This window comes from Streptomyces sp. NPDC034084 (assembly GCF_055575535.1).
Window position 1 is genome coordinate 84,944 of record NZ_JBVISK010000008.1, and the last position, 15,032, is coordinate 99,975.

9 protein-coding genes are annotated in these 15,032 nt (G+C 72.3%); 8 read left to right on the forward strand and 1 reads right to left on the reverse strand.

Going from position 1 to position 15,032, the window contains the following annotated elements:
* Positions 1 to 184: 184 nt before the first annotated feature.
* On the reverse strand, positions 185 to 3,232 hold the full coding sequence (afsR, locus tag ACZ51I_RS27140; protein ID WP_468880749.1) for an SARP-family global regulator AfsR: 3,048 nt from the start codon (positions 3,230 to 3,232) through the stop codon (positions 185 to 187).
* Positions 3,233 to 3,421: 189 nt separating this feature from the next.
* Here afsR and ACZ51I_RS27145 point away from each other — a divergent pair, with 189 nt between their 5' ends.
* From ACZ51I_RS27145 to ACZ51I_RS27180, 8 genes are all read left to right on the forward strand, one after another.
* A complete protein-coding gene (locus ACZ51I_RS27145; RefSeq protein ID WP_468880752.1) occupies positions 3,422 to 4,639 on the forward strand; it encodes an amidohydrolase family protein in 1,218 nt (405 codons plus the stop codon).
* 295 nt (positions 4,640 to 4,934) lie between these two features.
* Positions 4,935 to 6,038: a hypothetical protein gene (locus ACZ51I_RS27150; RefSeq protein WP_468880755.1), complete on the forward strand. Its 1,104-nt coding sequence runs from the start codon at positions 4,935 to 4,937 to the stop codon at positions 6,036 to 6,038.
* 173 nt (positions 6,039 to 6,211) lie between these two features.
* Positions 6,212 to 7,138, forward strand: a complete 927-nt coding sequence (locus tag ACZ51I_RS27155; protein ID WP_468880757.1) for a TIGR03619 family F420-dependent LLM class oxidoreductase — start codon at positions 6,212 to 6,214, stop codon at positions 7,136 to 7,138.
* Positions 7,139 to 7,149: 11 nt separating this feature from the next.
* Positions 7,150 to 7,911, forward strand: coding sequence for an SDR family NAD(P)-dependent oxidoreductase (locus ACZ51I_RS27160; RefSeq protein ID WP_468880760.1), 762 nt, complete (start codon positions 7,150 to 7,152; stop codon positions 7,909 to 7,911).
* Between the two features lie 99 nt (positions 7,912 to 8,010).
* Positions 8,011 to 9,135, forward strand: coding sequence for an LLM class flavin-dependent oxidoreductase (locus ACZ51I_RS27165; protein WP_468880763.1), 1,125 nt, complete (start codon positions 8,011 to 8,013; stop codon positions 9,133 to 9,135).
* A gap of 804 nt (positions 9,136 to 9,939) precedes the next feature.
* Positions 9,940 to 11,667: an N-acyl-D-amino-acid deacylase family protein gene (locus ACZ51I_RS27170; protein ID WP_468880765.1), complete on the forward strand. Its 1,728-nt coding sequence runs from the start codon at positions 9,940 to 9,942 to the stop codon at positions 11,665 to 11,667.
* The gene (locus tag ACZ51I_RS27175) at positions 11,664 to 13,118 is read left to right on the forward strand and encodes an aldehyde dehydrogenase family protein (protein ID WP_468880768.1); all 1,455 of its coding nucleotides are present in this window, start codon (positions 11,664 to 11,666) and stop codon (positions 13,116 to 13,118) included. The genes ACZ51I_RS27170 and ACZ51I_RS27175 overlap by 4 nt, the downstream gene beginning before the upstream one ends.
* A gap of 272 nt (positions 13,119 to 13,390) precedes the next feature.
* Positions 13,391 to 14,956 carry an APC family permease gene (locus tag ACZ51I_RS27180; protein WP_468880770.1) on the forward strand — a complete coding sequence of 522 codons (1,566 nt, stop codon included), beginning with the start codon at positions 13,391 to 13,393 and terminating at the stop codon, positions 14,954 to 14,956.
* Positions 14,957 to 15,032 lie beyond the last annotated feature (76 nt).

Below are 15,032 nucleotides of genomic sequence, written 5' to 3' on the forward strand. Positions count from 1 at the left end.
GGAGGAGATTCGTCCAGCCGTTCCCCCGTGGACAGCCGGACGAATCTCCGGGGCCGATCACCCTAGTACTCAGGGGCGGTGGCCCTCATCGGCGACCCGCCTGCCCCCCGACGCGGCGGATCGTCATGCAGAAGAGCATGCCGGGTGGCGATAAACGAACGATGAACGCACTGGCAGCGGAGGTCTACGCGGCGGTCGCGGGAATCAGCAGCGCCCGCACCTCATCGGCTTCCGGGGCCCCGAGCTCATCGAAGATGCCGAGTGCCTCCTGCCAGCAGACCACCGCACGGCCGCTCTGCCCGATGCCGAACAGGGCACGGCCCAGGACCGTGAGGACGTTGCCCCGGCGCCACTCTCCTCCGATGCCCCGGAGCACCGTGAGGGCCATCTCGGCGTTCGACGCCGCCTGGGCGTGTCGGCGGGCGGCCAGGTCCACCTCGGACAGCCGGAAGAGGGTCATGCCCTCCCACAGCCGCTGCCTGCTGTCGGCGAAGACCGCCAGCGCCTCGCGGAGTCGCTCGGCCGCCGCGCTGAGTCGGTTGTCCTGGGTGAGGGCGAGACCGAGGGCGTAGCGCCCGTTCGCGCCCCGGAGCGCGTGCCCCATCGAGTCGTATATCTCCGTGCCCTGCCGGGCGAGAGCGATCGCGCTCGACGTTCGGCCCGTGGCCAGGTGGATGCGCGACAGGTTGCACAGGGCGCTCGCTTCCCCTGGCTGGTCCCCGATGCCGCGGAACCTTTCGATCGCCTCGGTGAGGTACTGCTCGCCCTCCGAGAACCTGTTCTGGTACAGCGCGATGATGCCCCGGGCGTTGGCGGACCAGCACGCCGGCACCGGATCGCCGGCCCGGTCCGCGTGGGGCAGGGCGAGTTCGGCGTCGCGGTCCGCCTCCTTGAAGCGGCCCGCGGTGTGGTGTACACCCGCGAGGACCATGAGCGCACGGCCTTCGGCCTTGGCGTCTTCGTGGGTGCGCGCGGCATCACGCACGACGACACCCGTCGCTTCGAACTCCTTGGAGTTCGCCCCGGACTCCCCGAGGTCCAGCGAAGCCCACAGCAGGTCCACCCCCCGGCGCAGGGTCTTCGGGGACGAGGAGGACTGGCGGACCGTGGCCAGGAGGCAGTTCGCCTCCGCGTAAAGCCAGTCCTGGGCCTCGTGGCGGTCCGTGAAGGTGAGGCCCTCGTACGACGTGGGTTCCAGGTGGTCCACCAGGCGGTCGCCCGGGCGCTCGATCGCGTACACCCGCGCCGCCGTCGAGAGGTAGAAGTCCAGGAGGCGCGAGAGCGCGGCCTCCTTCTCCGACGGGGGCTGTTCGTCACGGTCCGCGCACGCACGCGCGTAGAGCCGGACCAGGTCGTGGTAGCGGTAGCGGCCCGGCGCCGCCGACTCGACCAGCGACGTGTCGACGAGGGCCTCGAGGAGGTCCTCGGTGTCCCAGAGGGGGAGGTTCAGGACCGCCGCCGCTGCCGCGAGCGAGATGTCCGGGCCGTCCGCCAGGCCGAGCAGGCGGAAGGCGCGGGCCTGGGCCGGTTCCAGCTGGCCGTAGCCGAGTTCGAAGGTGGCCTTGACCGCGAGGTCGCCCGCCTGGAGTTCGTCGAGGCGGCGGCGTTCGTCGGCCAGCTTCGCGGCCAGGACCGAGACCGTCCACGTCCGGCGGGCCGCGAGGCGGGACGCGGCGATACGAATCGCCAGGGGGAGGAAGCCGCAGGCCGCGACCACGTCGAGCGCCGCCTCGCGCTCCGACCGGACCCGCTCTTCACCCACGATCCGCGTGAACAGCTGGAGCGCCTCCTCCGGCGACATCACGTCCAGGTCCACCAGGTGCGCGCCCGCCAGGTCGACCATCCGGATCCTGCTCGTCACCAGCGCCGCGCACCCCGCCGTACCCGGGAGCAGCGGCCGGATCTGGGCGGCGTCGCGGGCGTTGTCCAACAGCACCAGGACCCGGCGGCCGTCCAGCGTCGAGCGGTACAGCGCCGCCCGGTCCTCCAGGGAGTCCGGGATGGCCGAGTCCGCGGTGCCGAGGGCGCGGAGGAACGAGCCGAGGACCGTTTCCGGTGCGGCGGCACGGTTGCCCGCGCCCTGGAGGTCCACGTACAGCTGGCCGTCCGGGAAGTGCGGCCGCGCCTCGTGGGCGACGTGCACGGCGAGCGTGGTCTTGCCGACGCCGCCGATGCCCGCGAGCGCCGACACCGCCATGACATGGCCCTCGGCGGTGGCGAGCCGGGCGCCCAGCTCCCGTACGAAGGAGCCGCGGCCCGTGAAGTCCGGGACCGTGGCCGGGAGTTGCGCCGGGCGGGCGACGGGCGCGGTCGGCGGTGCCGACTCCTCGACCGGGCGGGCGAGTTCGGCGTCGGCCTGGAGGATGCGCTGCTGGAGGCGGGAGAGTTCCGGGGTCGGGTCGACGCCCAGCTCGTCGGCGAGGAGCCGGCGCGTGTCGGCGTACACCGCGAGCGCCTCCGCCTGCCGGCCGCTGCGGTAGAGGGCCAGCATGAGGAGCTCGCGCAGGCGCTCCCGCAGGGGGTGCGCGGCGGTGAGCGCGGTCAGTTCGGAGACGGCCTCCGCGTGCGCGCCGACCTCCAGGTCGATGTCCAGGCGGGTTTCGAGGAGGGTGAGCCGCCACTCCTCGAGCCGGGCCCGCTGCGTTTCGGCGTACGGGCCGGGTACGGACGCGAGGACCTCGCCGTCCCACAGGTCGAGCGCCTCCGCGAGCCGCTCCCGGGCGCCCGTACGGTCCCCGGCAGCGCGGAGCTTCTCGGCCTGCGCGGCCAGTTCCTGGGCGGCGGTCACGTCGAGCGCGTCGGCGGAGGTGCGGAGCGCGTAGCCGCCGGACTCGCTGACCAGGACCTTCGGGTCGAGGGCCTTGCGGAGCCGGGAGGCGTACGTACGGACCGCGGCGAGTGCCTGGGAGGGCGGTTCATCACCCCAGAGCGCGTCGATCAGCTCGTGCGCGGTGGCGGTGCGGCCGCCGCGCAGGAGCAGCGCGGCGAGCAGGGCCCGCTGCTGCGGGGAGCCGGTGGGGACGGGTTCGCCGTCGCGCCAGGCGCGGACGGGGCCGAGCACGCCGAAGCGGAAGGCGCCGGGCGCGTTTCCGTCCGAAGCACTGGTGCCGGCGTGGACGGTCGTGTCGGCGTCCGGGCTCGCGCCCGTGCCCTTCTCTGCGCGCACCGGGGCTTTCGAGCCCATCCTCGGAGCCCTCTGCGCCGGAACTCGCGGCCCGTTCTCACGGTCCATCGCTCCCCCTGCCCCTACCGCTGGTTTCGCCCAGGACAGTCTGCCTTGTCCGGAGGGAGTCCGTCAGCATCGGGGCGGCCGTTGTGAAGCCGTTGTGAGGGCCGCAGTCCGGAGGTCGACCCCTGGTCGACCGGTCGTTCCGGACCGCACTAGCTGACGCTCCGTCAGATCAGCGCTACCGTGAAAACCATGGAGACCTTCCCGAAGATCATCTCGGTGGACGACCACACCGTGGAGCCCCCGCACGTCTGGCGCGACCGGCTCCCGTCCCGGTACCGCGACACCGGACCCCGGATCGTCCGCGCCCCCCTCAAGGAAATGACCTTCCTGGGCGGCAGGTTCGCCCCGGTCATGGGCGCCAGGGGCGACGACGGGCCGATCGGCGACTGGTGGGTGTACGAGGATCTGCACAGGCCCCTCACCCGGCTCGACACCGCCGTCGGCTACGACCGTGACGAGATACGCCTCGAAGTCATCACCTACGAGCAGATGCGGCCCGGCTCCCACTCCGTCCCGGACCGGCTCGCCGACATGGACGTCAACCACGTCCAGTCCGCGCTCTGCTTCCCCACCTTCCCCCGCTTCTGCGGGCAGACCTTCACCGAGGCGAGCGACCGTGAGCTCGGGCTGCTCTGCGTCCGCGCCTACAACGACTGGACGGTCGAGGAGTGGTGCGGGCCCGAGGCGCAAGGGCGGCTGATCCCGCTCACCCTCGTCCCGCTCTGGGACCCCGACCTCGCCGCCGCCGAGGTCCGCCGCAACGCCGCGCGCGGGGTCCGGGCCGTCGCCTTCTCCGAGATCCCGCCGCACCTCGGCCTCCCTTCGGTCCACACGGACCACTGGGACCCCTTCTTCCGCGCGTGCGACGAGACCGGCACGGTCATCGCGATGCACATCGGCTCCTCCAGTCGCATGCCGTCCACCTCCGCCGACGCCCCGCCGGCCGTCGGCTCCACCATCACCTTCGCGAACTGCTGCTTCTCGATGGTCGACTGGCTGATGAGCGGCAAGTTCGAGCGCTTCCCGAACCTGCGGATCATGTACGCGGAAGGACAGATCGGCTGGATCCCGTACATCCTGGAGCGCGCCGACGTCGTCTGGGAGGAGAACCGCGCCTGGGGCGGCGTCGCCGAGAAGGTCACGCGCCCGCCGTCCGAGCTCTTCGCGGACCACGTCTTCGGCTGCTTCTTCGACGACGCCTTCGGGCTGCGCAACCTTGACGCGATCGGAGCGGGGAACGTCCTGTACGAGACGGACTACCCGCACTCGGACTCCACGTGGCCCCGGTCGAAGGAGGTCGGCCAGGCCCAGATGGGCCACCTGGCCCCGGACGTCGTCGAGCGGATCGTCCGCGGCAACGCGATCGAACTGCTCGGGCTGTCGCCGGACGGTCTCTGGCGACCCTAGCCAGGGTCCTGTCGCCCGATCGGCTCAACGGTGCTGTCCTCTGATGGCGGAGTGTCAGGAAACGCGCACTACTAGTAGTCAGGTGTGCGTTTCTTGCACATCACGAGACAGCCAGGTGGACGTCCCCGGCGGGACGTCCCCGAACGGAGCCTGTGACATGACCCCCGACCTCCCGCACATCCCTCCCGCGGACGACCACATAGAACCGACCCCAGAGCCCAGCCCGGGTCCGTCCCGCCGGTCGGTTGTCTCCTCGTCCCCGGCGGTCGGCGCCCCTCCTCACCCGACCGTGACGGTGCCCCCGGCAGAGCCCGCGCCCCTCACGCGCGACGCCGACCGGGAACCGCAGGTCACTCCCGGGGCCCCGGCCGCCCCGGAGACCTCCGCCGGCCCCGAGCCGGAGACCGCTCCGGAGACCCCGGCCGCCTCCCAGGACCCGGCCGCCTCCCAGGACCCGGCCGCCTCCCAGGACTCGGCCGCCTCCGAGGCCCCGCTCGCCTCCGAGGTCCCGGACCAGGGCGATTCCGGTGACGAGGCGGTCCACACGCTTCTCCGTACGGCGGCGACCGAGCGCCCGGTGGAGGAGGTCGCCGCGCTGGTGGCCCGGCTCCAGGAGACCGGCGAACTCTCCAGCCCCGCGGACGTGGCGCTCCGCGCGGCGGCCGTCACCCGCCCCCTGGACGAGGTGCGCCAGCTGCTCGCGCTCCTGAACGCCTCCGGGTACGACCTCCACCAGGCCGAGACCACGCTGCGCGCCGCCGCGGTGGGCCGGCCGGTCGAGGACGTGGTCCGCCTCGTCGGCATCCTCGGCGCCGACAGCAGCGACTGGCAGCGCACCGCGGGCGGGGACGCCACGGCGCGGAAGGCCGAGCCCGGCCGGACGGGCCGCACGCGTGCCGACCGGGGAGCCGCCGCCCCGAAGCGTGTCCGGGGCGAGGCCAAGGGGCGGAAGTCCGGCCTGGACGGCGCCCTGGCAGCGGGTCCCGGCAGTCACAGCGCCTCTCCCGGGCTGCGGTCGGTACTGCGCTGGCCCGCGGCGCTCGCGCTGTTCGCCTGCGGCCTCATCCATCTGCCGACGGACCTCGCGGGCCTGCGCTCGGGCGGTGACGCGCAGGCGCTGTCCGTGGTCGTCACCGTGCTCTGCCTGGCGTGCGCGGTATGGCTCGCTGCCCGGGACACCCTGGTCGTCTGGGCCGCCGCCGCTGGTCTCGCCGTCGTCGTCATCGCGCTCCACGGAGTCGCGAGCGCACGCACCGTCGACCTGCTGAGCAGCAGCCTCGGCACCACCTTCGCCTGGGCGAAGGCGGCCGCGCTCCTGAGCGCGGTGGTCATCGTCTGCCTGGCCGGCTCGGCCGTGGTGCGCCACGCGCGGGCGACGGGCGCGGCGGACAGCACCTGACCTGCCGACGTACGACCCCTCCGCTCGGGCGGCTCCGCGCTGCCCGGGCGGAGGCGTGTCGGGCTGTTCCGCCGAAGGAGCCCCGGCGCCCCCTACCCCTTGCCTGATGGTCCGTCAGGTATCAGCATGGGCCCTGCTCGCCGAAGTGACGAGCCGTCAGATTGGGGGGTCCCATGGTGGTCTACGGGATGCAGCTGCCGGTCCAGTCGCAGAGCACCCTCTACGCCGAAGCCTGGGAGGCGGCCGCGGGGCCGGACGATCTGCTCGCCGTCGCCCGCGCCGCCGAGGCCCACGGATTCGACTACCTCGCCGGGTGCGACCACGTCGCCATCCCGCGCCGGCTCGCCGGGCCGATGAGCACCGTCTGGTACGACCCGGTGGCCACGCTCTCCTTCCTCGCCGCCGCCACCGAGCGGGTCCGGCTCCTCTCGCACGTCGCCGTCGTCGGCCTGCGCCATCCGCTCGTCACGGCCAAGGCGTACGCGACGCTCGACCACCTCTCCGGCGGCCGCCTGGTCCTCGGGGTCGGCGCCGGGCACGTCCAGGAGGAGTTCGAGGCGCTCGGCGTGGACTTCGCCCGCCGGGGCGCCGTGCTCGACGAGACGCTCGACGCGCTGCGGGCGGCGCTGGGCCCCGAGGAGTACCCGGAGCACCTGGGGGAGCGGTTCGCCTTCAAGGACCTGGGCCAGCTGCCCCGGCCCGCGCAGGAGCGGGTCCCGATCTGGGTGGGCGGCTCCTCGCCGGCCGCCGTGCGCCGGGCCGCGCTCAAGGGGGACGGCTGGCTGCCGCAGGGCGACCCGCGCGAGAAGCTCGCCGCGCAGATCCGGACGCTGCTGCGGCTCCGTACGGAGGCCGGGATCACGGAGCCGTTCACCGTCGGCGCGATCACCGAGGCGCTGTACGTCGGGGAGCCCGGCTGGGAGACCGGCCGGCGCACCCTGACCGGCCGGGCGGAAGAGCTCGCCGCCTCCCTGCGCGCGTACGGGGAGATGGGCGTGCACCAGATCCAGGTCCGGTTCCGCTCCCGGAGCCGTACCGAACTCATCGACCAGATGGCGGCCTTCGGCACGGAGGTCGCCCCCCATCTGGACACCGCCTAGGGAGTACGGACATGGGCAAGCTCGACGGGCGGGTCGTCCTCGTCACCGGGGCGGCGCGGGGGCAGGGCGAGCAGGAGGCGCGGCTGTTCGCCGCAGAGGGGGCGAAGGTGCTCCTCGGGGACGTCCTGGACGACGCCGGGGAGGCGCTGGCCAGGGAGCTGGGAGAGGACCGGGCCGCGTACGTCCACCTGGACGTGACGAGCGAGAGGGACTGGACGGCGGCCGTGGCGGCCGCCACGGAGCGGTTCGGGAAGATCGACGGGCTCGTCAACAACGCGGGCGTCCTCCGCTTCAACGAGCTGGTCTCGACCCCGCTCGACGAGTTCCAGGTGATCGTCTCCGTCAACCAGACCGGCTGCTTCCTGGGCATCCGCACGGTCGCGCCCGAGATCGCGGCCGCCGGCGGCGGGACGATCGTCAACACCGCCTCGTACACCGGCCTGACGGGGATGGCCGGGGTCGGCGCCTACGCGGCCTCGAAGCACGCCGTCCTCGGGCTGACCCGGGTCGCCGCCCTGGAGCTGGCCGCGCGGGGCATCCGGGTGAACGCCGTCTGCCCGGGAGCGATCGACACCCCCATGAGCAACCCGGAGGGGGTGGATCCGGCGGCATCGGGCGAGCTGTACCGCAGGCTCGTGCCGCTCGGGCGGATCGGGCGGCCGGAGGAGGTGGCGGCCCTGGCGCTCTTCCTGACCGGCGAGGACTCGGCGTACATCACCGGCCAGCCGTTCGTGATCGACGGCGGCTGGCTGGCGGGCGTGAGCCTGTTCTGACGGGCCGTCAGGTATTGACGCGCCTGTGCGGTGGTGCGAGAGTCGGGCCCATCAAGGAATCTGACGATACGTCAGATGAGACGAGGACGGTGAACCCCCTTGGAATTCGGGATCTTCGTACAGGGATACGTCGGCAAGCGTGCCGAGACCGATCCCGAAGCCGAGCACAAGGCGCTCATGGAGGAGACCGAGTACGTCATCCAGGCGGACAAGTCCGGCTTCAAGTACGCCTGGGCCTCCGAGCACCACTTCCTGGAGGAGTACTCGCACCTCTCCGCCAACGACGTCTACCTCGGCTACCTCGCCCACGCCACCGAGCGGATCCACCTCGGCTCGGGCATCTTCAACCCCCTCGCCCCCGTCAACCACCCCGTGAAGGTCGCCGAGAAGGTCGCCATGCTCGACCACCTCTCCTGCGGGCGCTTCGAGTTCGGCTCCGGGCGCGGGGCGGGCTCCCACGAGATCCTCGGGTTCATGCCGGGCATCACCGACATGAACCACACGAAGGAGATCTGGGAGGAGACCATCGCCGAGTTCCCCAAGATGTGGCTCCAGGACGAGTACCCCGGCTTCCAGGGCAAGCACTGGTCACTGCCGCCCCGCAAGATCCTCCCCAAGCCGTACGGGAAGTCCCACCCGGCCATGTGGTACGCGGCCGGCTCCCCCTCCTCGTACGCCATGGCCGGGAAGATGGGCCTCGGCGTCCTCGGCTTCAGCGTGCAGAAGGTCTCCGACATGGAGTGGGTCGTCGAGTCCTACAAGAACGCGGTCAAGGAGGCCAGGGCGGTCGGCGACTTCGTCAACGACAACGTCATGGTCACGTCGACGGCGATCTGCGCGGAGACCCACGAGAAGGCGGTCGAGATCGCGGTGGGCGGAGGCCTCAACTACCTCCAGTCGCTGCTCTTCCGCTATCACGACACCTTCCCGCGCCCCGAGGGCATCCCGGAGTGGCCCGAGCTCCTCCCCGAGTACTCGGCCGAGATCATCGAACTCCTCATCCAGGAGGAACTCATGATCTGCGGCGACCCGTCGGAGGTCCTGGCGCAGTGCAAGCGCTGGGAGCAGGCCGGGGCGGACCAGCTGTCCTTCGGGCTGCCGATCGGGATCTCGTACGAGGACACGATGAACTCGATCAGGCTGATCGGGGAGCACGTGATCCCGAAGATCGACACGGACCCGATCCACCGCACGACCCGCATGCGACACGCCTCCGGCGCCTGACCGGGCCACGGTGCGCCCGCGCCCGCCCGCGCCGTGCGGTGCCCGCGCCCTCGTGCGGGGCCCGCACCCGTGCTGGGCGGTGCTCCCCGCCCCCGTGCGGTGCCCGCACCCGTGCTGTGCGGCGCCCCGGCCCGCGTGTGGCGCGGTGCCCACCCGCCCGTGTGGGCAATCGTCCCGCAGGGCGATGGGGGTCCCCCCTGCTCGAGCGAAGCCGAGAGCTTGGGGGAGGGTGGGCACACGGGACGGCGCCCAAGGCGGCGCCTCCGCCTTCCGCGCCTGGACCCGCACATGAACCGCGCCGCACAAAGGGGTGCGGGTCAGGGCGCGCAAGCCTAGGCCCGGCAAGGGGCGCCGTTCCGCTGTGCCCACCCTCCCCCGATCTCGCGGCTTCGCTCGAGCAGGGGGGAGACCCCCATCGCCCTGCGGAACGACTGCCCACAACGGCGTGGGCGGTGGCACCGCCCCGGCGAAGCCACCGCCCGCAACGGCGCGGGCGGGCGCACCGTCCCGACGGGCGCGCCCACCACGGCGTGCGGGGTGCGCGCCGGCCCCGCGGAGCGACCCCCGCAACGAAGCGCGGGGTGGTGTCTTCCCGGATCACCGCCCCGTACCGGCCCCGGCCGGAGGCCGTTCCGCGGCGGCCCCGGTCCGGGGCGCACCCCACGTCCAACCAGCGGCCGGAGGCCGTTCCGCGGCGGCCCCGGTCCGGGGCGCACCCACGTCCAACCCCCGGCCGGAGGCCGTTCCGCGGCCCCGGTCCGGGGCGCACCCGCGTCCACGGAGAACGGACAGAGAGGGACCGTCATGCTGGACCACCTGATCAGGGGCGCCACCGTCGTGGACGGCACCGGCGCCCCCGCCCGCGTCGCCGACGTCGGCATGCGCGACGGCAGGATCGTCTTCCCCGAGAAGGGGGCCACGGCCCGTACCACCGAGGACGCCGGCGGCCTCGTCCTCGCCCCCGGCTTCGTCGACCCGCACACCCACTACGACGCCCAGCTCTTCTGGGACCCGTACGCCACCCCGTCCATGAACCACGGCGTCACCACCGTCGCGGGCGGCAACTGCGGCTTCACCCTCGCGCCCCTCCACCCGGACCGGCCCGAGGACGCCGACTACACGCGCCGCATGATGTCCAAGGTCGAGGGCATGGCGCTCAAGGCCCTGGAGGAAGGTGTCGACTGGAGCTGGTCGTCCTTCGCCGAGTACCTGGACGCCCTCGACGGCCGGATCGCCGTCAACGCCGGATTCATGGTCGGCCACTGCGCCCTGCGCCGGTACGTGATGGGCGCCGACGCCGTCGGCGGGCAGCCCACCCCCGAGCAGCTGGAGCAGATGGTCGGCCTGCTCAAGGAGGCCATGGAGGCCGGCGCCTGGGGCCTGTCCACCACTCAGTCCTCGACCCACTCCGACGGCGACGGCGCCCCCGTCGCCTCCCGGCACGCCACGCCCGCCGAGCTGATCGCCCTGTCCAAGGCCGTCGGCGAGCACGAGGGGACCCAGCTGGAGGCGATCCTCGCCGGCTGCCTCGACCAGTTCTCCGACGACGAGATCGAGCTGTTCGTCGAGATGACCGTCGCCGCCGGACGGCCCCTCAACTGGAACGTCCTCACCATCGACGCCGCCGTCCCCGAACGCGTCCCGCGCCAGCTCACCGCCTCCGAGCGGGCCCGCAAGGCGGGCGGCCGGATCGTCGCGCTCACGATGCCGATCCTCACCCCCATGAACATGTCCCTGGGCACGTTCTGCGCCCTCAACCTCATCCCCGGGTGGGGGGAGGTCCTGGGACTGCCCGTGCCCGAGCGGATCGCGAAGCTCCGCGACCCCGGCGTACGCGCCGGGATGCTGCGGTGCGCGGACTCGAAGGAGGCCGGGGTCTTCCGGCGGCTCGCGCACTTCGGCCGGTACGTCATAGGGGACACGTACTCCAGGGAGAACGACGGCCTCACCGGCCGCGTCGTGCGGGACATCGCGGCCGAGCGCGGCCAGGACCCCTTCCAGTGCCTCGTCGAGATCTGCGCCAACGACGACCTCCGGACCGTCCTGTGGCCGATGCCCAGCGACAACGACCCGGCCTCCTGGGCGCTGCGTCGGGAGACCTGGGACCACGAGGACGTCCTGCTCGGCGGCTCGGACGCGGGCGCGCACCTGGACCGGATGTGCGGCGCCCCGTACACGACCCGGTTCCTCGGCGACTGTCTGCGCGGCCGGAAGCTGGTCCCCCTCGAACGGGCGGTGAAGATGCTGAGCGACGACCCGGCCCGGCTCTTCGGGCTCCGGGAGCGCGGCCGGATCGCGGAGGGATTCCACGCGGACCTGGTCCTCTTCGACCCCGAGCGGATCGACGCGGGCCCGGCGACCCTCGTGCACGACCTGCCGGGGGACAGCCCGCGGCTCGACTCGCGGGCGGTCGGGATCGTGTCGGTGCGGGTCAACGGCGTGGAGACGGTACGGGACGACGAGGTGACCGGCGCGATCCCGGGCAAGGTGCTGCGCTCCGGCCGCGACACCAGGACGGTGGGGACCACGTGAGGACCGAGAAGCTCTTCATCGGCGGGGAGTGGGTCGAGCCCCACGGCGGCCACTACGCGGTGATCGACCCCGCCACCGAGGACGTCGTCGGGCTGGCGCCCGAGGCCTCCCGCGCCCAGGTGTACGAGGCGGCCGCCGCCGCCCGCGAGGCCTTCGCGGCCTGGTCCCGTACGAGACCCGAGGAGCGGGCGGCGATCCTCGACCGGGCCGCGGACCTGATGGCCCGGGACGCCGAGGCGCACACACTCCTCGCCCGTGCCGAGACCGGCGCCACCACCGCCACCGCGCGCGGGATGCAGGTGGCGGTCGGTGCCTCCCGTTTCCGCCGCTACGCGCGCGGGGCCATGGAGCCGGTCGAGCAGGCGCTGCCCCCGCAGATCAACGAGGCCGGGCCGATGGGGAGGGCGGGGGTGTTCGGCGCGGTGGCGGTGCGCCGCCCGGTCGGTGTCGTCACCTGCATCACGTCGTACAACAACCCCTGGGCGAACCCGGCCGGCAAGATCGCCCCCGCGCTCGCCATGGGCAACACGGTGGTGGTGAAGCCGGCCCCGCAGGATCCCCTCTCCGTGTACGCGATGACCCGGGCCCTGGAGGAGGCCGGGGTTCCGGCGGGCGTGGTGAACGTCGTCACCGGGTCGAGCGCGGAGGCGGGGCGGGCGGCCGTCGACTCCCCGGACGTCGACATGGTCTCCTTCACCGGCTCCACGGCCGTCGGGCAGGCGATCGGCGAGGTCTGCGGCCGCTCGCTCAAGCGGCAGCTGATGGAGCTGGGCGGGAAGGGCGCCGCGCTCGTCTTCGACGACGCCGACCTGGACGCGGCGGTGACGGGGATCGGGACGACCTTCGCCTTCTACAGCGGGCAGATCTGCACCGCCCCGACCCGGGTCCTCGCCCAGCGCGGGATCTACGAGCGGCTGATCGGGAAGCTCACCGGTTGTCTGGCCTTCATGAAGGTGGGGGACCCGGCGGCGCAGGGGACGGTGGTCGGCCCGGTGATCTCGGCAGCCCACCGCGACCGGGTGGAGTCGTACGTCGAGCTGGGCCGGAAGGAGGGGGCCCGGGTCGTCGCGGGCGGCGAGCGCCCGGACCTCGCCAAGGGCTTCTACGTGGCTCCGACGCTCCTCGCCGACTGCACCAACGAGATGCGGGTGGTGCGGGAGGAGATCTTCGGCCCGGTCGTCGTGGTCGTCCCCTTCGACGACGAGGAGGAGGGGATCGCGCTCGCGAACGACAGTGACTACGGACTGATCGACTACGTGTGGTCCGGTGACGTGGCCCGCGCCTTCCGCGTCGCGGCCCGGCTGCGGGCCGGCGGGGTGGGGGTGAACACGATCGGCCGGAACATGGAGGCGCCGTTCGGCGGCTTCAAGAAGAGCGGGGTCGGGCGCGACGTGGGCTCGTACGCGCTGCACGCGTACAGCGAGCTGCAGGCGGTCGTCTGGCCGGGCTGAGGGGCCCGGGAGGACCCCGGGACGACCGGGGTGAGAACCCTCCGGAAAATTCTTCGGGAAAATTTGAAACCGGACATTTGGGGCACACCTGCGGTTCCCGCATATCGGACACCCCTCGCCGGACCTACCGGTTGGTCGGCCCCTCCCGGTCGTCGATCTTTCAATCAATGGCGAGTGTCCGATTCGACCCCCGCAATGCAAGGTTGTGATCGATCAATTGAGCGGACTCCGATCCTCCGGATATGGAAACCGCAGCATTTAACGTCCTGTTCATGACTCAGGTGGACGTACGGCCCCAGGCCGGTGACACGGTAAGGGGCGTCGACGCCCCGGACGGCCCCTCCGGTGTGCGCACCAAGGGCCTCGGCGGCAACTCCGTGGGCCTCCTCGGCAGTGCCGTCATCGGCATCTCGACCGTCGCCCCCGTCTACTGCCTGACCTCCACGCTCGGCTCCACGGCCGGCGAGGTCGGACTGCAGATGCCCGCGATCTTCCTCGCGGGCTTCCTGCCGATGCTCCTCGTCGCGTTCGCGTACCGGGAGCTCAACAAGGTCATGCCCGACTGCGGCACCTCCTTCACCTGGACCGTGAAGGCCTTCGGGCCCAAGATCGGCTGGATGTGCGGCTGGGGCCTGGTCATCGCGACGATCATCGTCCTCTCCAACCTGGCCGGCGTCGCGACCTCGTACTTCTGGCTCCTCGCGGGGGAGATCAGCGGCAGCGAGTCCGTCACGGCCCTGGACGACAGCAAGGCCGTCCACATCCTCACCTGCCTGACGCTCATCGCCGTCGCCACCGCCATCAGCTACCGCGGCATGACCGCCACCAAGGGCATCCAGTACACCCTGGTCGGCCTCCAGCTCGTCGTCCTCGGCATCTTCGTGGCGATGGCCCTGACGAAGGCCGGCTCCTTCGAGACCTCGGTCGACTTCTCCTGGTCCTGGATGAACCCCTTCGCGGTGCAGTCCTTCGCCGCCTTCACGGCCGGGCTCTCGCTCTCGATCTTCATGTACTGGGGCTGGGACGCCTGCATGGCGACCAACGAGGAGACCACCGGCAGCGCCAAGACGCCCGGCCGCGCCGCCCTCATCGCGATGGTCGTCCTCGTCGGCTCCTACCTGGCCACCGGCGTCGCCGCCCAGATGGCCGTCGGCTCCGGCGAGAAGGGCCTCGGCCTCGCCAACCCGGAGACCTCCGACAACGTCTTCGCCGCCCTCGCGGGCCCCGTCATGGGCCCCACGCTCGGCATCCTGCTCTTCGTCGCGGTCCTCGCCTCGGCGGCCGCGAGCCTCCAGACCACGTTCATCCCGGTCGCCCGCACGGTGCTCGCGATGTCCACGTACGAGGCACTGCCGAAGTCCTTCACCAAGGTCCACCCGGTCTTCAAGACCCCCGGCAAGGCCACCGTCGTGGCCGGCGTCGCCACCGGCGTCTTCTACACCGTGATGACCCTGGTCAGCGAGCACGTCCTGGTCGACACCATCTACGCGCTCGGCCTGATGATCTGCTTCTACTACGCCCTGACGGCCTTCGCCTGCGTCTGGTACTTCCGCGGCGAGCTCTTCCGCTCCGCCCGCGGCTTCCTCTTCAAGGGCCTCCTCCCGGCCCTCGGCGGCCTCATGCTCACCGCCGTCTTCGGCAAGACGCTCTACGACATGTGGGACCCGGCCTACGGCTCCGGCTCCTCGGTCTTCGGCGTCGGCTCGGTCTTCGTGATCGGCGTCGGGCTGCTGCTCCTCGGCGTGGTGATCATGCTGGTGATGCAGCGCAGGAGCCCCGCGTTCTTCCGCGGCGAGATCCTCACGAAGGAGACCCCGTCGCTGGTGGTCGCGGACTGACGCCCCGGGGCGTCCCGGAAACGCGAAGGTGGCGGGCCCGTGGGGGGCCCGCCACCTTCGTGGTTTCTCCGCACCG

Bases quoted from the DNA above. Each gene is read 5' to 3' on its own strand.
- ACZ51I_RS27180 (WP_468880770.1), top strand. From the start codon at position 13,391: ATGACTCAGGTGGACGTACGGCCCCAGGCCGGTGACACGGTAAGGGGC.
- ACZ51I_RS27160 (WP_468880760.1), top strand. From the start codon at position 7,150: ATGGGCAAGCTCGACGGGCGGGTCGTCCTCGTCACCGGGGCGGCGCGG.
- ACZ51I_RS27145 (WP_468880752.1), top strand. From the start codon at position 3,422: ATGGAGACCTTCCCGAAGATCATCTCGGTGGACGACCACACCGTGGAG.
- ACZ51I_RS27155 (WP_468880757.1), top strand. From the start codon at position 6,212: ATGGTGGTCTACGGGATGCAGCTGCCGGTCCAGTCGCAGAGCACCCTC.
- ACZ51I_RS27170 (WP_468880765.1), top strand. From the start codon at position 9,940: ATGCTGGACCACCTGATCAGGGGCGCCACCGTCGTGGACGGCACCGGC.
- afsR (WP_468880749.1), bottom strand. From the start codon at position 3,232: ATGGACCGTGAGAACGGGCCGCGAGTTCCGGCGCAGAGGGCTCCGAGG.